The sequence below is a fragment of the Xylanibacter ruminicola genome (assembly GCF_900107775.1).
GTDB classification, from domain to species: Bacteria; Bacteroidota; Bacteroidia; order Bacteroidales; family Bacteroidaceae; genus Prevotella; species Prevotella ruminicola_C.
Genome location: NZ_FNRF01000003.1, coordinates 305,082 through 329,406 on the forward strand (window position 1 = coordinate 305,082; position 24,325 = coordinate 329,406).

Below are 24,325 nucleotides of genomic sequence, written 5' to 3' on the forward strand. Positions count from 1 at the left end.
TCATAAATAATCACTAATCGAATAATCTTAATATGCAGACTCTAGACCAATGAAACCTTCTTTTTCAAGCCTAAGACTATGAGCATATTGATCATAAAAACCTTCGACATGAAGATTTTGACAACCCCATGCGATCATGTAACATTGAACACCAGTATCATTAAGGACAAGATCTAACGTGTAGTCACCATCTGCCATATATCTAGGTAGAGCAACATGGCGTTCGATTGTGAACTCTCCAGGCTCAATTGTAACGAGTTGAGCTTTATAGCGTCCTTCTGCAAAGCTAGCAAGGGCTGTATTATCTTTTTTTCTAATAACAATTTTTACCTGACATCTCATGGGTTCTGTAGTGGTACCTTTAATCAGCACATCAAGTACATCCTGACCTTGAGTAAGTGAGGTGAAGTTATATGGTGTGTTATTTATCTGGATTTCACTAATTTTCAAGAAGCTCTTGCATTTTTGGATATATTCTGTCATCAGTTTCTGTTCCTCTGCTTGAGCAGCAGATGATTCCAGATAGTGGTTGACTGCATCATCGACTGTGCCGATGAAATCTGTCATACCATCGCGAAGCACAACACCCTTATGACAGAGGCTACGAACAGCAGCCATATTGTGGCTCACAAATAGAACAGTCCTTCCTTCTCCCTTCGATACATCCTGCATCTTGCCGATGGCTTTCTTCTGGAATTCGGCATCGCCCACAGCCAGTACCTCATCGACAACCAGAATTTCTGGCTCCATATGAGCGGCTACAGCAAAACCTAAGCGTACCTTCATACCCGATGAATAGCGCTTTACAGGCGTATCGATATAGCGTTCACAACCAGAGAAATCGATGATTTCGTCGAGTTTGCGGGTGATTTCTGCCTTGGTCATGCCCATGATGGCACCATTCATATAGATATTCTCGCGACCTGTCATTTCAGGATGGAAACCTGTGCCAACCTCAAGCAATGAGGCGATGCGCCCACAAACATTAATCTCGCCAACTGTAGGGGATGTTACTCGCGAAAGTAGCTTCAGCAAAGTGCTTTTTCCTGCGCCATTCTTGCCAATAATACCCACCACATCGCCTTGCTCCACACTGAAATTGATATCCTTTAATGCCCATACAAAATCGCTTTCGCCCTTCGTGGAACGCACGTTGGTATCGCCAATCTTCAGATAAGGATCTTCCTTGCCCAGCACATTCATGGTCCACCAACGGTTCAGATCGTGACTGAACGTGCCAGTAGAGACTACTCCCAAGCGATACTGCTTGCCTACGTGATTAAACTCTATTGCTTTCATACAGTATCCATGAAATTACGTTGTACCTTATTAAATATAACAACGCTGAATAGCAACAATACACTCATAAACAGGAAGCTATAACCTAAGGCAAGCCATGAAAAATAGCCCTGTCCTAGGGTAGCATACTTGAAGGCCTCGATGATGGAGGTCATCGGGTTGGCCATAATCAGCGTGCGAAGCGTTCCTTCTTCCACCATACTAATGGGATAGACAATGGGGGTAGCGTACATCCAGAGATGGACGATGAATGTAAAGAGAATGGAAAAGTCGCGATACTTGGTGGTGAGTGAGGATATCAGGATGCCTAAGCCGAGACCAAGACCTGCTAATATCACGATAAACACTGGCGTAAGCAGGATGGCCCAATTGGGGGCAATCGGAGCGCCGTTAACAAAGAAATAGAGATAGAGTGCCACAAAGAGACCTGCCTGAATGGCGAATCGAAGCAGATTAGATATCACCACAGCGATGGGCACAACAAGACGGGGAAAATAGACCTTACCGAACATATTCTGATTGGTAGTGAACGTACTCGATGACTGGTTCAGGCAGTCGGAGAAATAGAACCAACAGATGTTGCCTGCCATATAAAACAGGGCTTGGGGCATACCGTCTGTGCTCATCTTGGCAATATTTCCGAACACCACCATATTCATGATGACGGTTAAAATGGGCTGTATCAGATACCAAAGCGGACCAAGGATAGTTTGCTTATACTGTACGACGATATTGCGCCTGACGAACAGTTCTATCAGGTCGCGATAACGCCAGATTTCGCCCAGATCGATGTGCCACAATCTTTCATGGGGTCGGATTTTCATTGTCCAGACTTGCTGTTGCATATAATTTCTGCTGCTCACCAAAAAGCCATTTTTCGGGGACAAAGGTACGAAGATTTTGTTAAACTCTGCACACTCGCTCATTAAATATGGTTAATTTATTAAAGTTTTGGTGGGTTGCGGATGTTTGCTTCCATTATCCCCCTGCCAGGGGACAGGTACCTGTTTCGCGGAAAAAGGAATTGAGCCGCAGGCTGAAATGTCTGTGGCTCAATTTTTTTTGTAAGTTTTTACATTTTGATTTGGTTGGTAAAAACTATTTTACTATATTTGCCAACGGAAAGGGGAATTTAAAAAACTAAAAGAAACCCGAGTACTTGATATAATAAAAGTTAATTTTGGTGTAAGGTGCTGATTCATAATTATTTATGAATAAAGCGCGGAAAATTGTTGTGGACGGAGGTATAGATACCGCCTTCTCAACATCCCCTCTGGCCAGTGGCACACAGTGCAGGCATTAGAATCAGGCACGGTGATTCTGGAAATGAAGAATGGGAAGTATGAACCGATCTCGGATGTGGACATCTTAAAGTAAGATGACTATGGATGATGCGAACCAATGTTCGCATAAGCTATAATATTAATAAGTAGGTCATGGTACTGTTGGTGGAGAGAATTCGAGCCTTCTTGCGCTCCTTTCTGTGCTCAGGCGCTACGCGGAGGTCTCGCTTAATGAAATATTGGCCTTCATGGCGGAGAACCATCGGAGGCCATCGAAGTATTATTTGGAGGAGAGGAATAACTGGAATTGGATGCGCCACCAACAGAAACTGATGGGTAAGGGCGAAATGAAAGAGAATACGATATGACTATAGAAGAATTGATTGCGGAATGTACGGTATACGACTATAAGGAGATGCTGGAAGATAAAAAACCGAAGAGTTGGCTGAAGAGCGTGAGTGCTTTTGCCAATACTTTGGGTGGCTCGCTGTTCTTTGGAGTGGACAATGATGGCAACGTTAAGGGGCTGGAGGATATTCAGCACGTGACAGAAACCATCAGTGTGCGGGAATCACGGGAATCAGGGGACGGTTCTTTGATCCGTTCTTAATTAAGGGATTAAAGTATCCTGTAAGGAATAAAAGTCATTAAGTGATATATGCCGCGACAGGCGAGGAAGGAATCGGGGTCGGGTATCTACCACGTGATGCTTCGGGGCATCAACAGGCAGGATATCTTCGAGGATGTGGAGGACTATATGCGTATGCTCAGATGCATGCAACTGATGCAAGAACAGTACGATGACCAGGGCAATCGCCTGCCGCCTCTCTGCACGTTTTATGCCTACTGTCTGATGTCGAACCATGTACATTTGTTGCTGCGCGTGAATCAGGAGGATATTGGCAGTACCATCAAGCATCTGACTGTGATGTATGCCATGTACTATAATCAGAAGTACTCTCGCTCTGGCCACGTGTTCCAAGATCGTTTTAAGAGCGAACCGGTGAACGATCTGGCTTACTTTGTGACGTTGCTGAGGTACATCCATCAGAATCCCACAAAGGCTGGGATGGTGGGCAAAGTAGATGATTATCACTGGAGTAGCTGGAAGGAATATACGGGTGAGATACCTGCGGCATTGGGACTTTGTGCCACCAATGCGATACTGAAGCGGATGAGTCTTGACGAACTGAAGGAACTGGTTGAGGTGCCGCTTGATGACGATGTGCAATGTCTTGACCTTGATGAGGGCATAAAGATAAGTGTGGGTGACCGCGAAATACGTCAATACCTGCTGGATAGTTATGGCATTACGGACTCTGTCAAGGTGCAGGAAATGGACAAGGAGAAGCGTAACGAAATAATCGTCTGTTGTTTGGAGAGGGGCGCCGGAATGCGCCAGCTGTCCAGACTGACTGGCGTGACGTACGGGGTGATTAATAGGTTGAGGGGGAGGATGTAAATGGATAGCAGAACCGCTTCTTGCTTCTGAAATCCACAGCGAAATAGTTAATAAAGAGTAATAATTGGCTAGAAATGCAATTAGGATGGCGTAAAAGCGTTATTTTTGCAGATTAGAATAAATAAGATATGGCAGAGAATACGCATACAGAAGAACAGATAAAGCAAATGATAACAGATTTGCTTACTCACACGCCAGTGGATTATAGTCAGCTGGTGGCACTTACTAACGAACTTGCCAAGTTCGATAGTGAGAATGTGCGTTTTTCTGTTGATGCAGGCATTATAAGTCGTTTAGGTGAAGAGCTAGTTGGTAAGAGAGACACTGCTGTGGCTGAACTCATCAAGAATGCGTACGATGCTGATGCAACTGAAGTTGATGTTATATTTCAGAACGCATGGACAGAAGGTGGAACCCTAATTATTGATGACAATGGATTAGGAATGACACGAACGCAATTAATTGATGGTTTTATGCGTTTGTCGTCTGCGGACAAAATTCACAATCCCGTTTCACCTGTTTTCAATCGTACACGAGCTGGAAGAAAAGGTATTGGACGTTTTGCTGCCCAGAGGTTAGGAAGTTACTTGACTATTATAACTCAGACGAGGGCTTCGAATACCGCACTTAAAGTTGAAATAAGATGGGATGCATTTGAGTCGGATAAAGACCTGAACTCTATTGAAAGCAAGATAGAAACTCTGCCCAAACAGAAAAGTCAAGGTACATGGTTGAAAATTGATGGGCTTAGGGAAGGTTGGTCAGATGGCTATGTTAAGAAAATATATCGCAATATTTCCACTTTGCTCCAGCCATATCCGCTTTCAAAATCGTTCCATAGTGACGATGACCCAGGCTTTAAGACTTATTTCTACCGAGATGTTAAGGATGAAGCACATAAAATAGTAGATGAAGTTTCTGAGATAACACAATTCGCTTTAGCCGTTATTGATACATATGTAGATTCAGAAGGGCAGGCCCATTGGTCTCTGAAAAGTAATCAATTAGATTACTATAAAGAGTCATTGATAGGAAAAGATCCTGATGTTGAAACTTCAAAAATGGTTTATGTACGTGGTGTGCGCGCACGTATTTACTACTTTATATATGAGGCTTCCCTGTTGTCTGGACAAAAACGTAATGACATAAAAGCTATTGCCGAAGAACAAGGGGGAGTCCGGCTATATAGAAAGGGATTCCGAGTACTGCCATACGGAGAAAAAGGAGATGACTGGTTAGGATTGGACGAGTCAGCAAGAAGACGTTCTATTGTAGCCCCCCACCAGAATATCAGTTTCTTTGGATTAGTAGAGATAGACAATGATGGGGCTGAAGTATTCGAGGAGACGTCTAGTCGAGAAGGCCTTATCCAAGGTGAGGCTTACGATGAATTAGTAGACTATCTTTATCGTGTTATTACATCGGCTGTACTGAAAATTGCAGATCTACGTGGACGTAAAGGTAGTGCTGGTCAGAAGGATTGGAAAAAGAAGAATTCTACAATCCGTGTTGACACTGCTATAGAAGAGCTTAGAAATATTGTAGAAAAGAAGAATGGAGGAGAAAAAGGGAATGAAAGTGATCAAGAAGCCAATTCTTTCTATAATCAAGCTAGTGAACTGATTGAGACTATTATAAAGGCGAGGAGTGAAGAAAAAGAGGAAACACAGAAACTGATTGATGAGAACAATATGCTTCGTGTTCTTGCTGGAACGGGTCTTGTGATAGGAGAGTTTATACATGAGATAAAACGCTTTGAACCTTCTTTTTCTGCGGATATTAGTATTCTTCGAAACAGAATGGCAGGAAATGAGGCTCTTTTGGAAAAGATAAGTGAAATGGAGGAAAAACTCAATGCATTTCACTCCTATACCGCCTATTTTGACAGAACAATTTCGCGAAATGTTATTCGTGAGCTTGAGCCTATTAATATCAAAGAGCAGGTAAATACCTTCTATAAGAATATTCAAAACGATATTCAGCGGGCACACATTGATATGTCAGAACCCGTTTTTGAAGGAAAAGGATTAATAACAATTCCGATGCACCCATCAGAATGGATGTCAATTCTGTTTAATCTTTACACTAATGCAAAAAAAGCGATGAAGGATAAAGATGACAGAAGATTATTAATAAGATGTTGGAAAGCTGATGGAAATGTTTATCTACAGTTTTCTGACACTGGAAAGGGTATACCGGAAGAAGACTGGGATAATATTTTCAATGCGTTCTTCACAACCTCTTCGCCTGTTGGTCGTGGTAGCGATAGTTATACAGGAACAGGTTTGGGCCTTACTATTATAAGAGAAATTGTGACGAGTTATAGTGGGGAAATAAAGGTAGTAGCCCCATATTTAGATTATAAAACAACATTTCAAATTTCAATACCAGCAAACTGATGAAGCGATATTATTACATAGATGACGAAGTGGATACCATAAAGTCGATAGCAGACGGTATCAATGAGTGTAAACTTGTACAAGTTGATGTTTTTCCTCTTGGCAAGCATAAGGAATTTGATAATTTGACTGAGCGTCTTAGGAGTGAATGGGACAATTTTGACGGTTTGATACTTGACCTGAAACTTGATGGAGGAGGTGTTGACAGTACGAAATTTACAGCCACCAGTCTTGCTCAATGGATTTCTTCGTATGTTATAGCCGAGCGTAAAGCTGCCAAGCCCCTTGTATTGCTTTCCAATGACCTTGAATGTGCTAATTTCAAAGCAGACATAACCAGCCACGATCTGTTTGACATGGTGTTAGAACGTAGTGGTGGGTTAAAATGGGATTGGTTTGCCAAGGTTTTGGCTATTATTGCTGAAGGCTATGACAAGCTAAACAATGATAAAGAGAAGAAACTGTCGAATTTACTCCAGTGGGATAGTATAGATACAACAGCTACTTATTTTGCGCCATTTACAGACTTAGCGTCGTTTAATGTACGTGAGTTTGCATCCTTTATATTGAATGACCTTTTCTTGCATCCAGGTCTTTTAATATCGGAACCTCTGCTTGCTGCGCGATATGGCGTTGATATGGAGAAATCTGGCGAAGGTTGGCAGAGATTTAAGACCAAATACCTTGAAGTAGCAAAATACAGAGGATTATTTGGTGAGATTGCAAACTGCTATTGGAGTAAAAAAACACAGGAAGTGTTTATGACTTTAAGTGGAGGGAAAAGTGCTGCGTCTTTGACTACTATTCAGCGAGTAAAGGCTTTGAAAGATAAAGCAGAAGATGCCTCAGGGTTGATAGCTTACGAGCCTGCTGACAAAGATGCAAGTACCTATTGCTGGGCTATTGATGAAGTAACAAGAAAACCTTTGGACTCATCTGAAGGTTATATGATACAGGAAGAAGGAGGCTTGAAGTCTTGGCAAGAACCACGTTTTGTGTCATTTGATACCATTGAGTCAGGTAATTTAGGCGAAGTTCGTCTAGTACCATCCGAGAAGGAACGTTATGAAGAGGATTTGGCGGCTTTGGAAGACTGATGGGAAAGAAGAACTATAGAAATATTGTGCAGGCCCAAGCTGCTAATTTAGATAAGGCAGTTGGAAGCTTAAAATCTACGCTTGGTGATGTGGCTTGGCTTCGAAATTTGTCAGAGGCAGCCTCAACTATCCGCGAAAAGTGTAAAGGTGATGACTGGTCGGTACAGATTGATGACATGGAACTGCCAATAGAGAATCCAAAACATCTAAAGCCAAGCAAATTGAAAGGTAATTTGAAGATGTTTGTTTCTATCAGCATGGAAGGCAGTGGAAAAGGATGGAAAAACGAGGAAGATTGCATTAAGAATCTGTGTTTTAAGGTGGAAGTAATTGAGAAGAACCAAAAGGATCCTCAGAAGAAATTCCAAACAGGTTTTCATATAGATAGGGTAGATGACAAAGATGACTCCTCAGAGATGCATCCTCTCTATCATGTACATTTTCTCAACGAAAGTCTAATTGAAGGAACCGAAGTGTTGGCAATGGATGTTCCACGTTTGATGCATCACCCCGTGGATGTGTTGTTGGGAATACTGCTTGTCTATGCTAATTACAACCTGACAGGGTACAAGAAACTCCTTAACGATGGACTTTTCATGGGCTTATGTAGAGACTCCGCAAAACATATACTTACTCCATATTACCAGAGCCTCTCAAAAGTGCCATGGACTGAGGGAGTAACTTCTGATTATGACAAATCACTATGTCCGTATCTGACAGCATAGATAGAGAGATATTGTCTTTCTTTAAGAAACTGGAAGACAAACGAACTGACTATATTAATAAAATTATTGTCAGTTCATACGTGGAGTCACATCAGCTGAAAGTGGGGAAAAGAAATTTTCTCTATAAATATCTAATCGATAAAGGTGACGAGACTCTAACAAGTTTGTTGAAAACAATACGGCGGTCGCACAACCGATTTGGTCTAGAAGAATTAGTTGAGGTATTTGAATTTGTCATTTCACCTGCAGATAAGGAAGTAAATGGTGCAGTATATACTCCAGCATTCATACGAGAGTTTATAGTTAGGAGGGTTTTGGCCGGATATGATAAAGAACGATGGCTTGATTTGTTATATGCCGACTTATCATGCGGCTGTGGTGGCTTTTTTTATACATTGATAAAGATAATTAGGGAAGAGCATGCTGATTTTTCAATCAGTGACTTTCTGCTTCGCAGTATCCTTGGTGTTGATATCAAAGAATATAGCGTCGAACGAACGAAAATATTATTATCATTGTATGCTCTCCAAGAAGGAGAGGAACTAAGAGGGGATGTGTTCAATATATTCTGTCAAAACTCATTGAGTAATGAGTTTATGGAGACCAGAGTCGTTTTGCAGAATGGGGGCATCGACATCGTTATAGGAAACCCACCTTATGTAGCCTCTTCTAAGATGTCTGAAGAAAATAGGCAATACGTAAAGAATTGGTCAGTATCAAAGACAGGAAAGTCGGACTTATACTTGCCTTTCTTTCAGTTAAGCCTTGACAGCTTGAAACCAGGAGGAACTCTTGGATATATTACTGTTAATACATTTTACCGCAGTTTAAATGGCGGTGCATTTAGAAACTATCTTTCGGAAAAAGGACTTGATTTTACGATAGTTGATTTTGGTGCCGAACAATTATTTCGAGGATGTTCTACATATACATGTATATGTATTATTAGAAATATACCTACCGATAGAATTCATTATCAAGAAACTGCGAGCGGCCTGCTATCATTTATTCATGAAGATGCTTTTGAGGATATTTCATACAATACACTTGACAATAAGAAGGGCTGGATATTAAAAGACAAGAAAACTTCATTGAATATTGGTGCCATAGAATCAACTGGCACACCTTTGGGAAAGGTGGTGGAAATAAGAAACGGATTTGCGACTCTTCGCAATGATGTTTATTTAATCCGACCAATACGTAAGGACAGGAAGTTTTTTTATTTTGAAAAAAAAGGTAGCGAGTTCAAGGTTGAACGCGCTGTATGCCGAGAAGCTATAAAGGCCAATTTGGTTAGACAAGAGAGTGATATAGAAACCCTTCGTGAATATATTATCTTTCCGTATCGTTCTGTAAACGGACAACAGGAAGTAATAGACGAAGAAGTCTTTCAAAGGAACTATCCTTTTGCTTACCACTATCTAGAAGGAAACCGAGAAGAGCTTGCGAAACGCGATAATGGCCATAAGAAATATCCGAAATGGTATGCATATGGCCGATCGCAGGCCTTGAATATACAAGGAAAGCGCTTGTTGTTACCTCACATATGTGATACTCCCTGTTTTGTGTTTTGTGACAATGAAAACCTGTTGTTTTATGACGGGTATTCAATATTAGCAGAAACACCAAGACAATTAGAGATTATTAAACGTATTTTGTCATCAGATATTTTCTGGTATTATATTACAAAAACGAGTAAACCATACAGTGGAGGGTTCTTCTCTTTAGAAAAGAGATATATACAGCATTTTGGTATTCCTAGATTAACGGAAGAGCAGGAGCATATACTGCTATCCTTGCACAATCAGGATGAAGTGAATGAATGGTTAAATGAGGTCTATGGAATATGGAGAGTGGATTAGGATTGTTGAAGGGGATGGGCGTTTTATGCTTATTTGTTTGTGCCACGAGGGGGGGATCCAGAGTAGGATGAATAAGAACCATTTTGATAATTGAGTTATGCAAGAACTTGATCAGCTCCTAACTTGGTGCGATACGGAATACATCAACGGTCAACACTGTCAATGTGGAATTGCATGTACAAACGAAAATTACTGCAGAGGACAACAAACCAATTGTTACCCTTGTATACAGAGAGTTCATAGTTATGGTAATCGGACGTATCACTATAACTGTGACAAGATGATGTTGTACTACACTCTCAAACACAGTTATAGATTTGGAGCCGAGGTGTTCTATGAAATAAACCGACTGAAGAACGATTTCATTAATTGGCAAGAAATAAATATAGCATCTATTGGTTGTGGTCCCTGTTCAGAGTTGTTTGGAACGTTAAGTTTTTGGCGTACAATCGGCAAAAATGACGCGGACTTTCACTTTCGAGGATTTGATACCGAACCGTTATGGCAACCTGTTATGAATCAGGTTCAAGCCTGCGTCCAGACGGCGGATGCGCAAACTTTTTGCCAAGATGTCTTTTCATATTATATGCAATCTCAAGAACCAATAAATGTTATTATATTGAACTACATGCTGTCCGATATGATGAAGTTCCATTTTGCGCAATATGACAATTTCTTGAATAATCTTATTATGTTGATACGTCAAAAGCGACCTCGCTATCTTTTAGTTAATGATGTCTATCTTCTGGTTTCTCTAGGAGCTACCAATAAAATGTTGAGATTTCTGAAAGATGCTGGCTTGAGTTTTAAATCGGCGAAATTGCAATACCATGTTTTCCATCCATATATAGGTCAGTTTGGTAAGCAAGTGGCCAAACAGCCGTTTGTGATGTCAGATGCTTCTATCGTACAAAAATACAATCCTTTTTCAGAGACAAACAGTATCCAAACATATATTAAATTCCAATGATATTGAGCGTAAGTCGCAGGACAGATATACCAGCCTTCTATTCAGAATGGTTCTTTAACCGCCTGAAGGAAGGCTTTGTGTATGTGAGGAATCCGATGAACATTCACCAGGTGAGTAAGATTACGATTTCACCTGACGTGATAGACTGCATTGTGTTATGGAGCAAGAACCCCAGACCAATGTTGAACCGTTTGGATGAACTGAAGGACTACATGTATTATTTCCAGTTCACTATCAATCCATACGATAAGGGTTTGGAATTAGGCGTACCTCGCAAAGAAGGAATCATTCAAACTTTTAAAGAGCTGTCAGAAAAGATAGGCACCAAAAGAGTGATTTGGCGATATGACCCAATACTGCTTACCGATAGCATGGGAATAGACTACCATGTACGCTATTTTGAGGAAATAGCAAAAAGGCTGGCTGGCTTTACTGATACTTGTGTTATCAGTTTTGTTGACCTCTATAAGAAAACTCAGCGGAATCTACAAGATTCTCTAGCACGCGAGCCTTCTTTGAAGGAAATGGCAGATTTGGCAACAAAGCTGTTCTTCATTGCGAGCCGCTACGGTATTAAGATTCAGACTTGTGCAGAAGAGATAGCGTTGGAATCAGTTGGGATTAAGCATGGCAAATGTATAGATAATGCGCTCATTGAAGACCTTTTGGGCGTAAAACTGGTGGTTGACAAAGATCCGAACCAAAGGAAAGAATGCGGTTGTGTGCAGAGCATAGATATAGGAGAGTACAACACATGCGCCCATGGCTGCAAATACTGTTATGCCAACTTTAAGGACGGGGTGGTGGCCAAGAACCGTATGGCACATGACCCGAATTCTCCACTATTGATAGGTGCCCTTGGGACTGATGACAAGGTGTTTGAGAGAAAGCTCTTCTCATTTATTAAAATTCCGGAGCCATTTAAGGCAGGCGATATTGTGAAACTTAAGCATCCTGAACTTTATAAGAAAGCAAGCGATTTTTACGGATATGGAACGAATCTGTATAAGATTGTGGAGATAAGGGGGAATGTGGTCAGATTGGCTGGTGTCCAGACGGAAGTTTCATTAGCACAAGTGAAGCCTGTTGCTATAGATGGGGTAGAAGACCGATGGATATATTATGACCCCGTAATAGCTGCTTCTATAGTTTTTCCTGGGGATGAGATCCCTGCGCACAGGACGGATTATTCGTATTATATGGATGCTTTTGAGCACTGCTTTGATGAGAGACACAGGTCATTTAGAGTGTTAGTTGCGAAGAAAAAACTGGTATATGTGCATGAGGTGCAGCACTGGTTGCGAAAACATCACCAAGAGGATAGGCTGAAGATTAATGAATCGATGTTGTAGAGGGATGTTCCAAAGAAGATGATGCCAAATATTATTATTAATGAGAATGGGGCGTTTGGGAATACTAATTATGGGGTAATAAGATTATTGCTCTATATGGTGGATGTAAATATGATGAGCGCAATAGAACGTCCATTTTTCTCTACTCGACGGTGCATCGTGGTGCCTACTGAGGGTGCCCCCATGTGCTCAAAAGTAGGGGAAGGACATATAATCTTTCTGAATGTCAAAGAAAACTACTGGTGTCAGTGGGTTTATCAGTTTGCCCATGAGTATTGCCATCATCTGATTGATGGAACGCTTACGGGTGAATGGTCTAATTTGCTTTGGTTTGAAGAAACAATATGTGAGTTGTCTTCTCTTTACAATCTAAATAAGATGGTAGACTTCTGTAGTACAAATGGATTGCCGGGGTATTCTTCGTCGGTACAGGTGTATCTTGGTAACTTGTTGACGAAGAATAATGCATATAATTTGAATGCGTCAGGAGGATGGTATTTGGAGAAGTCAGAGATACTTAAAAATGAGAAATATAAAAGGGATTTGTATAACGCTATAGCCGTTATGATGTACCCATTGTTTGTTAAGAACCCGAATTTATGGAAGCTGATACTTAATATCGGTGATATTCGTTCTTGGACAACGTTGGATGATTTATTTTCACACCTTGAGGCTACTGCGGACTATAGTTATAGTGAGTCGTTGTGCAGGTTGAGACGAATGTTTAGTTAAGATGATAGAGGCATGACATAGGAAGAACGGTGGAACATTTATGGTTCATGGTTCAAGGTGAATGGTTCAAATTTGACGTTAATGGAGAATTAAGCAGGTAGTAAGGAATACTTACGGGCTGATGGATACGAAAAAATGGATGTCACAGATTGTGATACCCTATTGAAAGAGGATACGATATGACAATAGAAGATATACAGAAATCGACGGAGTTTCAGACTCTGATTGCTGAATGTACGGTATACGACTATAAGGAGATGCTGGAAGATAAAAAACCGAAGAGTTGGCTGAAGAGCGTGAGTGCTTTTGCCAATACTTTGGGTGGCTCGCTGTTCTTTGGAGTGGACAATGATGGCAACGTTAAGGGGCTGGAGGATATTCAGCACGTGACAGAAACCCAGTACTGGCTGACGTGATGGCGCAACTGGACTATATGGAGAAACGTGGTAGCGGCCTGAAGCGTATTTGCAACGAGACGAAGGCGCTGGAGTCATATAAGGAGGAGAGACGGCCTGTATTTAAATCATCGCCCAGTCAGTTCATGACAGTGATATATTCAGTTGATTATAAAGATGCAGGTAAAGAAATGGGTGATGGTCAATTAAATGGTCAATTAAATGGTCAATTAAGGGGTCAATTAAACGATAGCCAGAAAGAGACATTGGAGTTTATAAAGACTCACGAGGGCTATAATACAACCAGAATAGCAGACGGTCTCGGAAAGCCATTCAGAACTATTGTTAAGCATATGAATGTACTTCTTGAACTGAATATAATAGAACGTCGTGGAAGCAAGAAAACGGGTGGATATTATGTAAAATGAGACGAGGGAAACACCGGGACAGGTTCCTGTTTCATACAAGGAATAATTATTTAAGAAATATATTAATAGCAAATGCCAAGGCAATCCAGAAAACCATCGGGGACGGGTATATATCATGTGATGATGCGTGGTATAAATCATCAGAATATCTTTGAGGAGCAGGAGGACTATTATCAGTTTCTCAAAACATTGGATTTGATGGCTCTGTCGTACGAGCCTGATGGTACTCCGGCAGGGAGGAACTATACTCTGTATGCTTATTGTCTGATGCCTAATCATATTCATCTTCTCATTCGTGAACGCGAGGACACAATTGGGATGGCAATAAAAAGAATAGCATCTTCATATGCTTATTATTATAATCATAAGTATTCTAGAGATGGTCATCTGTTCCGCGAGCGGTTTAAGAGTGAGCCTGTGAACGATATGGCGTATTTCGTTACACTTTTGAGATATATACATCAAAATCCTGTAAAAGCAGGGATGGTAGAGGCTGTTGGGGATTATGAATTCAGCAGTTGGGGTGAATACATGGACAAAAATGGAACATTGTTCCCACTATGTGATACTTGTACTATCTTGAATAGACTATCATACAATGAATTGAATGAACTTGTGAATGCCTCCCTTTCTGATGATGTGGCTTGTCTTGACGTTGAAGATGTTTCGAAAGGACGTCCTTCAGATGATCAGGTGATGTCGCTGATAAAAGAAAAGACAGGTGTAACGAATAGCAGTGCTTTTCAGCAATTACCTGCAGATATAAAGAAATCTGTATTGATTGAGTTGAAGAATAGGAGGGCTTCGCTGCGCCAACTGGAAAGATTGACAGGAATCGGGAAAAGCATGATATATCGATTGAAATGAAACAGGAACCTGTCCCCGTGTTTCCTTTAGTCGTTCTTGGACTAGCCAAGCGGCAGAGCCGAGCGCACAGTTCAGGGGTAAAGGTTAACGGTTATGGATCAAGAAACAAGATGGCAAACCAAATATAAGGAGATCGTAGATTTCATTGAGGCCAATCACAGGAATCCTTCACGACACAGGATAGAAGAGCATGATATGCTCAATTGGTTAAAAGCTAATAGAAAGCTTATGAATGCTGGGGAATTGAAAGAACCGAGGTTTAGTAAGTTCTCGAAACTGCTGGAATTGTGTGAGAGGTATAGGCGAGTAAATCAATATGTATGAATAAGTGAAAGCCTAAAATAGGGGTGCAAAAAGCACCCCGATGGCAGTTTTCTAATAACTAAAAAATCAAAACAAATTACTGCAACATCACTTTATCCTCTAGGAGGGAAAGGGTCGTTACCATAACTTCTTTTGTCGCGGATGTGTCCGTCCACTGCATGAATGGTTAGTTCCTTGCCTTGGTTCATGGCAATCTGCCTACCACGTTCTATCGCTTGGTACTGATGGCCGAAGACACCGGAACTGCGAGTGCAGCCCTCTTGCTTGACTTTCCAGACATTTCCGTTCTTGACTACGTGAATTTGATTTCCCATAGCTTTACAGATATTAAGTTCTGAAAAAATGCTTTTCATAACTGGGCATGGTGCCCCATACGAGAGGAAACCTCAATCATAATAGAGGTAAGTATAATCCAAAGATACACGGAAAAGATTCTTAAATCTATTTACGTGTGATTTTGACTGTGGTTCTGACACGAGTTGTCGTATTGATTCTAGTGCGAACTCGTATTGTTCTTGTAGCCATAATTTCAATCAGCAAAATACAATAATTGAAAAAATATTCCGTTCTATAAAATCTAGACCAATAGTAAATAGAACTTCGTAGTTGTGCCCAGAGCACGCGCGAGAGTAGTTCAGCCCTGCAGTTGCCCCTGTGGGGCTAACGTTATTATAACAAATAAGGAGGATTGAGTTTCTAAGTTATCCCAATTGCCGTCCTTTCGACTGCAAAATTACCAATCTTTTTTCATAACACCAACTTTTTAGTGAAATATTTGTGTTAAAAACTGTAAACAATAAACTTTTTCGTTGAAAATGCGTTATCTTTGCATTGCATATACAAAAGAGTACTAATAAACATAATGGCTACAAAAGAACAAGTAGAAGATTTTCTGAAGAGGCTAAAGGAGAAAATCAAGGTGTTTGATATCATTTTCCGGGATGACAGGGGGAAGAACCTACAGACACTGGCCACTTTGGAAATCACTCCAACTTACCGCAAGCAGGTTATCCTGAATATTGAACCAGAAGACTATTCGGAAGGACCAATTGTGGACACTCTCAATAGAATGGGAGAGATGTGGGTTTTCGGCAAGGACGTGAAAGGTCATGAGGTGTATATCAAAATCACGTTTGGGCAACCGAACAACAGCACGATCTGCATTTCTTTCCATATAGCTGAACATCCGATGACGTACCCATTTAAAAACTGACGATTATGATTAAGCAAACAATGAAGAGTCCTTTCTCAGGAGGGGATGCAAAACTGTGCCATGAGCCCTCTGTGCTGACTTTCCGCAAGGAACAATTCTGTTATGTTCACCAGTTTTACGAGTGCCAGGATACTCATGAGCGATTTACTACAACGGAACTGGACGAGGCAAATTTAGCTCAGGTGTATAACAAATATCGTGCAAAATATGGCATCCCGTTCCCAGAGGAAATCAAGCGCATTCGCCAGCATTATGGTCTTTCAGCTACAAAAATGTCGGCAATCCTTGGGTTTGGCGAGAACCAGTATCGCTTGTATGAGAATGGTGACATGCCTAGTGAGGCAAACGGAAAGGTGCTGATGTCGATCATGAATCCTGACTTCTTCCTTGCTTTTGTGCTTAATTCTCGTGAACAGTTCTCTGAAAACGATTTTTCCAAATTGATGGAGAAGACCAGGTCGTGGAAGAGCGCGAAGCATTCGGAGTTTGAGATAGAACATGTGTTTAACATCTGTCGTAGAACCATCTATAATGGTTTTGCTGCACAGTCGATAGATAAGCTGAAGAACATCCTATTATATTACATAGAGAGGGGTGATGGCGTTTTCTTTACTAAAATGAACAAGCTCCTGTTCTATACGGACTTCTTAGCATACCGCTTGACGGGCAAAGGAATGACCGGCTTGTGCTACAAAGCCATTACTCATGGCCCTGTGCCCTTGCATTGGGATCGTGTATATAGTTTCTATAACGATATTAACCAGGAGATTGTGCAATATTCTGATGGAAGGGCTGGTACTAAGTTGGTTTCAAATCTGTCTCCAGACATGACTTATTTTAGTGAGGATGAAAAGGAGATGCTGGAATATGTTTACCAGAGATTCAAGAAGGAAACACCGGCGAAAATCTCGGAAACAAGCCATCATGAGGATGCCTGGAAGAAATACCTAAACAGTGACAGGCTTATCAGTTTTGAAATGGCCTTCTCGCTGAAAGCAATATAGAAATGCGAAAATGAGGGTGTAATGCCCTCATTTTCGCATTTCTTTCTGGAACCATTCTTCTTCAGGAGCCCAGCCCCAGAAGCACTTTCCGTCACCACCAAGATCCCATTGGCATGTAATCTCGTATTGGCGCCTAGGAAGTTTCTCAAAATGTTGATTATGCATCAACACATGTTCTCGTCGGCGGAATTTGCGATGACTAATCTGTTTTCCGCGCTTCTGCGACTTACAGCAGCAACATGTGCCTGCTGGAAATCTTTTTCTACTTTTACTCATATTACCTGTAATGTTGTGAGCGGTCGCAAACTCTCGTTGCGCCACTCGGTTAAACATTACGAGGCAATATCGCTTAACTGTTGTTTCATATCTGGCTGCAAAGATAGTCGTTTTTATGAAATAATAGGCTATTTTGGATATGAAAAATGGTTAAAAAGGTTGTTGGGATACAACCTTTTCGAAATGTTTTCGTATATTTGCCCAGGAAACATTATGTTTAATTTTAAAACTGGGAACGATATGGGAAAGTTTGAATTAATGGCGCTGCCGTATGCGCCTGAGGCCTTAGAGCCGGTGATTAGTCGCGAAACGATTGCTTTTCATCACGGGAAGCACTTGGCGGCTTATGTGAATAACCTGAATGGTTTGCTGGAAGGAAATCCGATGGCCGACCTGGCATTAGAAGAAATCGTTTGTCAGGCAACGGGTGGGATCCTTAACAATGCTGGGCAGATCCTGAATCATGAGTTGTACTTCGGACAGTTTGCTGCGCCAAAGGCTGACAATCAGCCTGTCGGAAAGGTGGCAGAGGCAATCGTTCGTGACTTTGGTTCGTTTGAGGCTTTCAAGGAGGCATTCCAGAAAGCTGGGGCTACGTTGTTTGGTTCTGGATGGGTGTGGCTCTCTGCTGATAAAGACGGTAAGTTGGTTATCACGCAGGAAACGAATGCGGCGAACCCTGTGCAGAAGGGCTTAAAGCCGTTGCTGACGTTTGATGTGTGGGAGCATGCGTACTACCTGGATTATCAGAACCGCAGGCCCGATCATCTCGCTGCCTTGTGGCAGATTATTGACTGGCAGGTTATTGAAAAACGTTAAAAAGGTTGTAACGTTACAACCATTTGGGTAATATTTTGTATATTTGCGGCATAAAAAATAATAGCTGGCATCTATGAAGCATCTGAATATTAAAAAGGCACTGGCGGCATGGCAGGAGTTGCAGCCTCTATCGGAGAAGGATAGGGAGCGGTTGAGCCGTAGATTCACCGTGGACTTTAACTACAACAGCAACCATATCGAAGGAAATACGTTGACGTATGGACAGACGGAGATTCTGTTGCTGTTTGGTAAGGTGATAGGAGAGGCTGACGTGCATGCCGTACAGGAGATGACGGCGAGCAACGTGGGTCTGAAGATGATGACGGAGGAGGCCCGGGTGAAGGAGATGCCGCTGACGCAGAACTTTATCCGAACACTGCATAAGACACTGTTGAGGGAGGATTATACGGTGTATCGTGATCTTCCGGGAGGGGTACAGACGAGTTACGTTATCCATGCAGGGCAGTATAAAACTCGACCAAACAGCGTGATTACCCGCTATGGCGATAGATTCGAGTATGCTTCGCCTGAGGAGACTCCGGGGCTGATGACAGATTTGGTGGATTGGTACAACGAGGCAGAAAAGGAAGGTACACTATCGCCTATAGAACTGGCGGCATTGTTCCACTACCGCTACATACGTATCCACCCATTTGAGGATGGTAACGGACGTATTGCCCGCCTGATGGTGAACTTTATTTTGGCTCGGCACGACTATCCGATGATTGTGGTTCGCAGTAGAAAGAAGAGCGAATACTTGGAGGCTCTGCATCAGGCTGATATGGAAGTGGGGCCTGTGCCTGTAGACGGTGCTCATGCGGAGATTAAGGACATCAGACCGTTTATGAAGTACTTTAATGAGCTGGTGGCTACGGAGGTGTATAACGATGTGCTGTTTGTGAGCGAGCGGGATGAGAACGTGTGGTGGTATGACGGGGAGCGGATAGCTTTCCGTACGCCGAACTACACGAAGATTCTGAACGCGATGCGCACGCAGCCTACGCTGACGCTGGCGGATATGAGAGACGAGACGGGCATCAGCATGGCTGCCATACAGAAGCTGCTGGACCAGTTGATTCAGAAGAAGTATGTGGAGCGGGGCGAGAAAGACGGCAGTTGGCGGGTGTTTGTGACGCAGTGATAAACGGAAAATAAAAATATGGAGAAGATTATATAACATCGGTGGCGGACAGCCAGAGAATCTGCTCGACTTTGTGAATACCTGCCAGGGACCTGTCCCCTGGCAGAGATGAATAACTAAAAACTAGAAAGGTATGAAAAAGATTTTGTTTATTATTGGGTCGTTGAGAGCGAAGTCGTTTAATCGGCAGGTGGCTCGTGTGGCTAAGGAAATCATCGGCGGAAGTGCTGAGGTGCAGGAACTGGACTATAGCGATCTGCCGCTGCTGAGTCAGGATATTGAGCAACCAGAATTGGAGGTTGTGGCTCGCATTCGAAAGGAAGTGAGCGAGGCTGATGGGCTGTGGATCTTTACGCCGGAGTATAACATGAGTTATCCGGGGCACTTGAAGAACCTGCTGGACTGGCTGTCGCGCCCTGTAAAACCGATGGACTATGCTACGCCGACGTGCATCAACGGCAAGCGTGTGGCTATCAGTGGGGCTGGTGGTAAGGCTGCTACCGCTGATTGTAGGGCCAAACTCACGGAACTGCTCACCTTTATGAAGGCTGAGGTGATCAAGGATCAGGTGGGTATTGCTGTGCCTGCAGAGGCCTGGGGTACGGATGTGCTGGTGCTGACTGATGAGCAGAAGGCCGCCCTAAAGGCGCTGGCTGATAAGTTAATTAAGGGCTGATGGAAAATATTAATCCTGCCAGGGACCTGTCCCCTGACAGGACAAGGCCCCCTTCAAAGGGGGATGCAACCGCTCCTGCTCGTCGCTCTTTCATTAAGGTATGCTCGGACCATCAAAGGTCCGGCATGTTTTCTTTGATTGGTGGGAAAGTGTCATCATTGAGCAAAAAAAAGTATGGCGGTTTGGGAAAGTTGTCGTAACTTTGCAGCCGTAAACTTAAAATTAAAAAACGACAATCGGTAATTAAAAATGAAAAGACTGCTTACTATTATTTTTAGTTTGTCTGCGGTGCTGATGCTGCAGGCACAGATTCGTGGAAATAGTGTGGTGGTGACTGTGGAACCTGACCATGCTGACTGGCATTACAAAACGGGCGAAAAGGTGAACTTTACCGTAGAAGTGCGCCAGGAGGGTACATTACTTAAAAACGTTGCTATAGATTATGCGATGGGACCTGAGATGTATCAGGACATCCGCAAAAGCGTGACTCTGAAAGACGGTAGTCTGAAGTTGCAGGGCACGATGGCGAAACCGGGATTCTATCGTCTGGATGTGACGGCCCATGTGAACGGCGTGGATTACCGCGGAGCCTGTGGGGCTGCCTTTAATCCCGAGAGACTGCAACCATCGACCGTGATGCCCGAGGATTTTGAGCAGTACTGGCAACATGCCATCAAAGAAGCACGCAAAACCGACCTGAACCCAACCAAACGTTTGTTGCCTGAGCGTTGTACGAAGGATGTAAACGTATATGAAGTAAGTTTTAACAACGAACGCTGGGGCTCGCGTACCTATGGTATATTATGCGTGCCCGTGCGCGAGGGCAAATATCCTGCCTTGTTGCGTGTGCCTGGTGCAGGCGTGCGTCCCTATGGTGGCGATGTATATACAGCCTCACAGGGTGTGATTACACTGGAGATTGGTATCCATGGCATTCCTGTGACAATGGAGCAGGGTGTGTACGACAACCTGGGCAATGGTGCGCTGCAGGGCTACTGGGAGTACCATATGGACAATCGCGACAAGCACTACTATCACCATGTGATTATGGGTTGTATCCGTGCGATGGACTATATCGAGCAGTACACCCCCTGGAACGGACAGAAGGCTGGTGTGACAGGATCGAGTCAGGGAGGATTCCTGACCCTGGTGAGTGCCGGACTGGATAAGCGCATGACCTGCTATGCGCCTGTGCATGCAGCGCTTTGCGATCATACCAACTCGCTGAAAGGGGCTGCCTGCGGATGGCCACATTACTTCTATGGAGGAAGGACGAAGGACGAAGGAGGAAGAACGAAGGAGATAGAAACTTCTCGATATTATGATGGGGTGAACTTTGCGCGACTGATTAACAACGGGCAGAAGGGCTGGTTCTCGTTTGGCTATAACGACGATGTGGTGCCACCAACGAGCGCATGGGCTACCTATAATATCGTAAAGGGGCCGAAGGAAATCAAACCTTATCAGGCCACCTGGCACTTCTGGCATCAGGAGCAGTGGGACACCTGGGAGGCTTGGTTGCTGAAGGAACTGAAATCGACCACAGCCACTGAACTGGCCGACAGACTGCAAGCCTTGCAGCAGAAAGGTTATATGGCGGGACATCAGGATGACCCGTTCTACGGTATTGGCTGGGCTTACGAGGATGGAAAGAGCGATGTGAAGTTGACCGTGGGTGATTACCCTGCAGTGATGGGCTTTGAGTTGGGTGGCATAGAGATGGGCGACGAGAAGAACCTGGACAGTGTGCCCTTTACCCGCATACACGATGAGTTGTTGGCGCATGTGAAGCGTGGTGGTGTGGTGACTATCAGTTGGCATCCACGTAATCCGCTGACAGGTGGTACAGCCTGGGATGTGACCAGCAACAAGGTGGTGAAGAGTATCCTGCCTGGTGGTGTGATGGCAGATAAGTTCAAGCTGTGGATGACGCGTGTGGCTGACTTTATCGAGAGTCTGAAAGATGAAGCAGGCCAGCCTGTGCCCATCATCTTCCGTCCCTGGCATGAGAATAACGGCTCGTGGTTCTGGTGGGGACAGAAGCTGTGTAGCGACACCGAATTCAAGGCGCTTTGGAACCTGCTACAGGATGAAATGAACGCGCGTGGATTCAGTAACCTGTTGTGGAGCTACTCGCCCAATCTGGATGGTGGCTGGACGCTGGAGCGCTTTATGCAGCGCTACCCGGGTAACGACCGTGTGACGCTGATAGGTGAGGATGCCTATCAGTGGGGCTCGGAGCAGGATTTTGTATCAGCCCTGAACTGTGACTTGACTTTTTTAGCAAAATTTGCCAAGGATCATGGCAAGCTATTGGCTATGACGGAATGTGGCTATAAGAATACGCCTGACCAAACGTGGTTCAGCAGGGTGCTGAAGCCACAGATGGATAAGTATCCGATTTGTTACTTCCTCCTTTGGAGGAATTATGAGAAGGAGTGGTTCGGGCCAGTGCCTAATACGCCCTCTGGCAATGATTATGCTAAGGCATTTAAAAATGCCCCAAACGTCCTTTTCCTTAAGGATATTGAGCAATGACATCTCTTTTTCACAACCACCCAACCCTCCTTCATCCTAAGGAGGGCTTCAAACCACTCTCCAAACCCCTCGCCAATCTTTGGCAAGGGGCTTAAATCCTGGATTTGGGAAGACCCAAATCCATGCTATGTTTTGGTAGGCCGGGACTTCGGCCTTTATTGCTTTCTGTCAGGGGCGGATTGGTGGAAAAGTGTAATGATTGAGCAAAAAAAAGTATGGGAGTTTGAGAAAGTTGTCGTAACTTTGCAGCGGTAAACTTAAAATCAATATGAGCGAATTTGAACAGAAGGTGGCAGCTCTGAGAAAGCATCATGAGGAGCTGCTGGCAAAGAAGAACGAACCCATGGAGTGGGGGAATGGGATTTACGAGAAGTACAAGAACCCCGTGTTAACAGCTGAACACGTGCCTCTGGAGTGGAAGTACGACTTCAGCGAGCAGGACAACCCGTACCTGATGCAACGCATTATGTGTAATGCCACGTTGAATGCAGGTGCCATTAAGTGGCAGGGGAAGTACTGCCTGGTGGCGCGTGTGGAGGGTGCTGACCGTAAGAGTTACTTTGCTGTGGCAGAGAGTCCCAATGGTATCGATAACTTCCGTTTCTGGGAGGAGCCCATCACCATGCCTGATGATGTGGTGCCTGCTACCAATATCTATGATATGCGACTGACCCAACATGAGGATGGTTGGATTTATGGCGTGTTCTGTGCAGAGCGTCATGACGACTCGCAGCCTGGTGATCTGAGTGCTGCTACTGCTACTGCGGGTATCGCCCGTACCAAGGACCTGAAAACCTGGTACAGACTACCTGACCTGAAAACAAAAAGTCAACAGCGAAACGTGGTGCTGCACCCGGAATTCGTGGATGGTCGCTCGGCCGATGGCCGCTTGCAAGGCAAGAAATACGCCTTCTATACCCGTCCGCAGGATGGTTTTATCGACACTGGTAGCGGTGGAGGAATCGGCTGGGCACTGGTGGATGACATCACCCACGCTGAGATCAAGGACGAGACGATTATCTACGAGCGCAAATACCACACAATCACCGAGGTGAAGAATGGTGAGGGACCACACCCCATCAAGACGCCTAAGGGGTGGTTGCATCTGGCTCACGGTGTGCGTGCCACGGCTGACGGACTGCGCTATGTGCTGTATATGTATATGACGGCGCTGGACGACCCCACGAAGGTGATTGCACGTCCGGGTGGCTACTTCCTGGTGCCTGAGGGTAATGAGTATTACGGTGATGTGATGAATGTGGCGTTTGCCAATGGTTGGATAGCTGATGAGGATGGCAAGGTGTTTATCTACTATGCCTCGGCCGACACCCGCATGCATGTGGCTACATCGACTATCGATAAGCTTATCGATTACTGTATGAACACCCCAGAGGATGGCTATTATACCGCGGCTAGTGTAGAGACAATCAAGAAACTGATAGCAAAGAATCGTAAGTAATACA

21 protein-coding genes and 2 pseudogenes are annotated in these 24,325 nt (G+C 43.6%); 19 read left to right on the forward strand and 4 right to left on the reverse strand.

The annotated features are described in order from the left end of the window. Window positions 1-27: 27 nt before the first annotated feature. Together BLU97_RS08825 and BLU97_RS08830 are read right to left on the reverse strand one after the other, a co-directional pair. Window positions 28-1,299 carry an ABC transporter ATP-binding protein gene (locus BLU97_RS08825; RefSeq protein ID WP_074761171.1) on the reverse strand — a complete coding sequence of 424 codons (1,272 nt, stop codon included), beginning with the start codon at window positions 1,297-1,299 and terminating at the stop codon, window positions 28-30. Next, window positions 1,296-2,144, reverse strand: a complete 849-nt coding sequence (locus BLU97_RS08830) for an ABC transporter permease (protein ID WP_074761172.1) — start codon at window positions 2,142-2,144, stop codon at window positions 1,296-1,298. Before BLU97_RS08830 ends, BLU97_RS08825 begins: the two co-directional genes overlap by 4 nt. A gap of 802 nt (window positions 2,145-2,946) precedes the next feature. On the opposite strand from BLU97_RS08830, the pseudogene BLU97_RS08835 reads away from it, so the two are divergent. The 12 genes and pseudogenes from BLU97_RS08835 to BLU97_RS08890 form a co-directional block, all read left to right on the forward strand. Further along, window positions 2,947-3,144, forward strand: a pseudogene (locus BLU97_RS08835) (helix-turn-helix domain-containing protein); the annotation flags it as partial. A 96-nt stretch (window positions 3,145-3,240) separates the two neighbouring features. Further along, window positions 3,241-4,044, forward strand: coding sequence for a transposase (locus tag BLU97_RS08840; protein WP_074761173.1), 804 nt, complete (start codon window positions 3,241-3,243; stop codon window positions 4,042-4,044). 128 nt (window positions 4,045-4,172) lie between these two features. Next, a complete protein-coding gene (locus BLU97_RS08845) occupies window positions 4,173-6,443 on the forward strand; it encodes a sensor histidine kinase (RefSeq protein ID WP_074761174.1) in 2,271 nt (756 codons plus the stop codon). Further along, a complete protein-coding gene (locus BLU97_RS08850) occupies window positions 6,443-7,540 on the forward strand; it encodes a hypothetical protein (RefSeq protein WP_074761175.1) in 1,098 nt (365 codons plus the stop codon). Before BLU97_RS08845 ends, BLU97_RS08850 begins: the two co-directional genes overlap by 1 nt. Next, the gene (locus tag BLU97_RS08855) at window positions 7,540-8,265 is read left to right on the forward strand and encodes a hypothetical protein (protein ID WP_074761176.1); all 726 of its coding nucleotides are present in this window, start codon (window positions 7,540-7,542) and stop codon (window positions 8,263-8,265) included. The genes BLU97_RS08850 and BLU97_RS08855 overlap by 1 nt, the downstream gene beginning before the upstream one ends. Then, on the forward strand, window positions 8,244-10,127 hold the full coding sequence (locus BLU97_RS08860; protein ID WP_081352942.1) for an Eco57I restriction-modification methylase domain-containing protein: 1,884 nt from the start codon (window positions 8,244-8,246) through the stop codon (window positions 10,125-10,127). The genes BLU97_RS08855 and BLU97_RS08860 overlap by 22 nt, the downstream gene beginning before the upstream one ends. A gap of 280 nt (window positions 10,128-10,407) precedes the next feature. Then, on the forward strand, window positions 10,408-11,097 hold the full coding sequence (locus tag BLU97_RS08865) for a hypothetical protein (protein WP_074761177.1): 690 nt from the start codon (window positions 10,408-10,410) through the stop codon (window positions 11,095-11,097). Then, complete coding sequence (locus tag BLU97_RS08870; protein ID WP_074761178.1) at window positions 11,094-12,449, forward strand: DUF1848 domain-containing protein; 1,356 nt, start codon at window positions 11,094-11,096, stop codon at window positions 12,447-12,449. The genes BLU97_RS08865 and BLU97_RS08870 overlap by 4 nt, the downstream gene beginning before the upstream one ends. 18 nt (window positions 12,450-12,467) lie before the next feature. Further along, a complete protein-coding gene (locus BLU97_RS08875) occupies window positions 12,468-13,181 on the forward strand; it encodes a hypothetical protein (RefSeq protein WP_074761179.1) in 714 nt (237 codons plus the stop codon). A gap of 179 nt (window positions 13,182-13,360) precedes the next feature. Beyond that, window positions 13,361-13,564, forward strand: a pseudogene (locus tag BLU97_RS16210) (helix-turn-helix domain-containing protein); the annotation flags it as partial. Between the two features lie 50 nt (window positions 13,565-13,614). Next, window positions 13,615-14,004 carry a hypothetical protein gene (locus tag BLU97_RS16215; RefSeq protein WP_254771704.1) on the forward strand — a complete coding sequence of 130 codons (390 nt, stop codon included), beginning with the start codon at window positions 13,615-13,617 and terminating at the stop codon, window positions 14,002-14,004. A 120-nt stretch (window positions 14,005-14,124) separates the two neighbouring features. Then, entirely contained in the window at window positions 14,125-14,871 is a 747-nt protein-coding gene (locus BLU97_RS08890; RefSeq protein WP_175456350.1) for a transposase, read from the forward strand. Between the two features lie 416 nt (window positions 14,872-15,287). Here BLU97_RS08890 and BLU97_RS08900 read toward each other — a convergent pair whose 3' ends face one another. Further along, entirely contained in the window at window positions 15,288-15,548 is a 261-nt protein-coding gene (locus tag BLU97_RS08900) for a DUF2188 domain-containing protein (protein WP_254771693.1), read from the reverse strand. Window positions 15,549-16,057: 509 nt separating this feature from the next. Here BLU97_RS08900 and BLU97_RS08905 point away from each other — a divergent pair. Then, window positions 16,058-16,408 carry a toxin gene (locus BLU97_RS08905; protein WP_074761187.1) on the forward strand — a complete coding sequence of 117 codons (351 nt, stop codon included), beginning with the start codon at window positions 16,058-16,060 and terminating at the stop codon, window positions 16,406-16,408. 5 nt (window positions 16,409-16,413) lie between these two features. Continuing rightward, window positions 16,414-17,412, forward strand: a complete 999-nt coding sequence (locus BLU97_RS08910) for a type II toxin-antitoxin system antitoxin SocA domain-containing protein (RefSeq protein WP_081352943.1) — start codon at window positions 16,414-16,416, stop codon at window positions 17,410-17,412. Window positions 17,413-17,439: 27 nt separating this feature from the next. Here BLU97_RS08910 and BLU97_RS08915 read toward each other — a convergent pair whose 3' ends face one another. Then, the gene (locus tag BLU97_RS08915) at window positions 17,440-17,688 is read right to left on the reverse strand and encodes a hypothetical protein (RefSeq protein WP_074761484.1); all 249 of its coding nucleotides are present in this window, start codon (window positions 17,686-17,688) and stop codon (window positions 17,440-17,442) included. 240 nt (window positions 17,689-17,928) lie between these two features. On the opposite strand from BLU97_RS08915, the gene BLU97_RS08920 reads away from it, so the two are divergent. The 5 genes from BLU97_RS08920 (at window position 17,929) to BLU97_RS08940 (ending at window position 24,321) form a co-directional block, all read left to right on the forward strand. Beyond that, entirely contained in the window at window positions 17,929-18,507 is a 579-nt protein-coding gene (locus BLU97_RS08920; protein ID WP_139208961.1) for a superoxide dismutase, read from the forward strand. Between the two features lie 73 nt (window positions 18,508-18,580). Next, the gene (locus BLU97_RS08925; protein ID WP_074761189.1) at window positions 18,581-19,648 is read left to right on the forward strand and encodes a Fic family protein; all 1,068 of its coding nucleotides are present in this window, start codon (window positions 18,581-18,583) and stop codon (window positions 19,646-19,648) included. Between the two features lie 133 nt (window positions 19,649-19,781). Next, window positions 19,782-20,324: an NADPH-dependent FMN reductase gene (locus tag BLU97_RS08930; protein ID WP_074761190.1), complete on the forward strand. Its 543-nt coding sequence runs from the start codon at window positions 19,782-19,784 to the stop codon at window positions 20,322-20,324. A gap of 249 nt (window positions 20,325-20,573) precedes the next feature. Continuing rightward, the gene (locus BLU97_RS16375) at window positions 20,574-22,862 is read left to right on the forward strand and encodes a glycosyl hydrolase (RefSeq protein WP_175456351.1); all 2,289 of its coding nucleotides are present in this window, start codon (window positions 20,574-20,576) and stop codon (window positions 22,860-22,862) included. 268 nt (window positions 22,863-23,130) lie between these two features. Beyond that, a complete protein-coding gene (locus BLU97_RS08940; protein WP_074761194.1) occupies window positions 23,131-24,321 on the forward strand; it encodes a glycosidase in 1,191 nt (396 codons plus the stop codon). Window positions 24,322-24,325 lie beyond the last annotated feature (4 nt).

What these genes read in the sequence shown, in the direction of transcription:
- BLU97_RS08825 (WP_074761171.1), bottom strand. Translation starts at nt 1,299, where the DNA reads ATGAAAGCAATAGAGTTTAATCACGTAGGCAAGCAGTATCGCTTGGGA.
- BLU97_RS08875 (WP_074761179.1), top strand. Translation starts at nt 12,468, where the DNA reads ATGATGCCAAATATTATTATTAATGAGAATGGGGCGTTTGGGAATACT.
- BLU97_RS08860 (WP_081352942.1), top strand. Translation starts at nt 8,244, where the DNA reads ATGTCCGTATCTGACAGCATAGATAGAGAGATATTGTCTTTCTTTAAG.
- BLU97_RS08850 (WP_074761175.1), top strand. Translation starts at nt 6,443, where the DNA reads ATGAAGCGATATTATTACATAGATGACGAAGTGGATACCATAAAGTCG.
- BLU97_RS08900 (WP_254771693.1), bottom strand. Translation starts at nt 15,548, where the DNA reads ATGAAAAGCATTTTTTCAGAACTTAATATCTGTAAAGCTATGGGAAAT.
- BLU97_RS08905 (WP_074761187.1), top strand. Translation starts at nt 16,058, where the DNA reads ATGGCTACAAAAGAACAAGTAGAAGATTTTCTGAAGAGGCTAAAGGAG.
- BLU97_RS08890 (WP_175456350.1), top strand. Translation starts at nt 14,125, where the DNA reads ATGATGCGTGGTATAAATCATCAGAATATCTTTGAGGAGCAGGAGGAC.
- BLU97_RS08840 (WP_074761173.1), top strand. Translation starts at nt 3,241, where the DNA reads ATGCCGCGACAGGCGAGGAAGGAATCGGGGTCGGGTATCTACCACGTG.
- BLU97_RS08915 (WP_074761484.1), bottom strand. Translation starts at nt 17,688, where the DNA reads ATGAGTAAAAGTAGAAAAAGATTTCCAGCAGGCACATGTTGCTGCTGT.
- BLU97_RS08845 (WP_074761174.1), top strand. Translation starts at nt 4,173, where the DNA reads ATGGCAGAGAATACGCATACAGAAGAACAGATAAAGCAAATGATAACA.
- BLU97_RS08940 (WP_074761194.1), top strand. Translation starts at nt 23,131, where the DNA reads ATGAGCGAATTTGAACAGAAGGTGGCAGCTCTGAGAAAGCATCATGAG.
- BLU97_RS08910 (WP_081352943.1), top strand. Translation starts at nt 16,414, where the DNA reads ATGATTAAGCAAACAATGAAGAGTCCTTTCTCAGGAGGGGATGCAAAA.
- BLU97_RS16375 (WP_175456351.1), top strand. Translation starts at nt 20,574, where the DNA reads ATGAAAAGACTGCTTACTATTATTTTTAGTTTGTCTGCGGTGCTGATG.
- BLU97_RS08925 (WP_074761189.1), top strand. Translation starts at nt 18,581, where the DNA reads ATGAAGCATCTGAATATTAAAAAGGCACTGGCGGCATGGCAGGAGTTG.
- BLU97_RS08865 (WP_074761177.1), top strand. Translation starts at nt 10,408, where the DNA reads ATGATGTTGTACTACACTCTCAAACACAGTTATAGATTTGGAGCCGAG.
- BLU97_RS08830 (WP_074761172.1), bottom strand. Translation starts at nt 2,144, where the DNA reads ATGCAACAGCAAGTCTGGACAATGAAAATCCGACCCCATGAAAGATTG.
- BLU97_RS08855 (WP_074761176.1), top strand. Translation starts at nt 7,540, where the DNA reads ATGGGAAAGAAGAACTATAGAAATATTGTGCAGGCCCAAGCTGCTAAT.
- BLU97_RS08870 (WP_074761178.1), top strand. Translation starts at nt 11,094, where the DNA reads ATGATATTGAGCGTAAGTCGCAGGACAGATATACCAGCCTTCTATTCA.
- BLU97_RS08930 (WP_074761190.1), top strand. Translation starts at nt 19,782, where the DNA reads ATGAAAAAGATTTTGTTTATTATTGGGTCGTTGAGAGCGAAGTCGTTT.
- BLU97_RS08920 (WP_139208961.1), top strand. Translation starts at nt 17,929, where the DNA reads ATGGGAAAGTTTGAATTAATGGCGCTGCCGTATGCGCCTGAGGCCTTA.
- BLU97_RS16215 (WP_254771704.1), top strand. Translation starts at nt 13,615, where the DNA reads ATGGAGAAACGTGGTAGCGGCCTGAAGCGTATTTGCAACGAGACGAAG.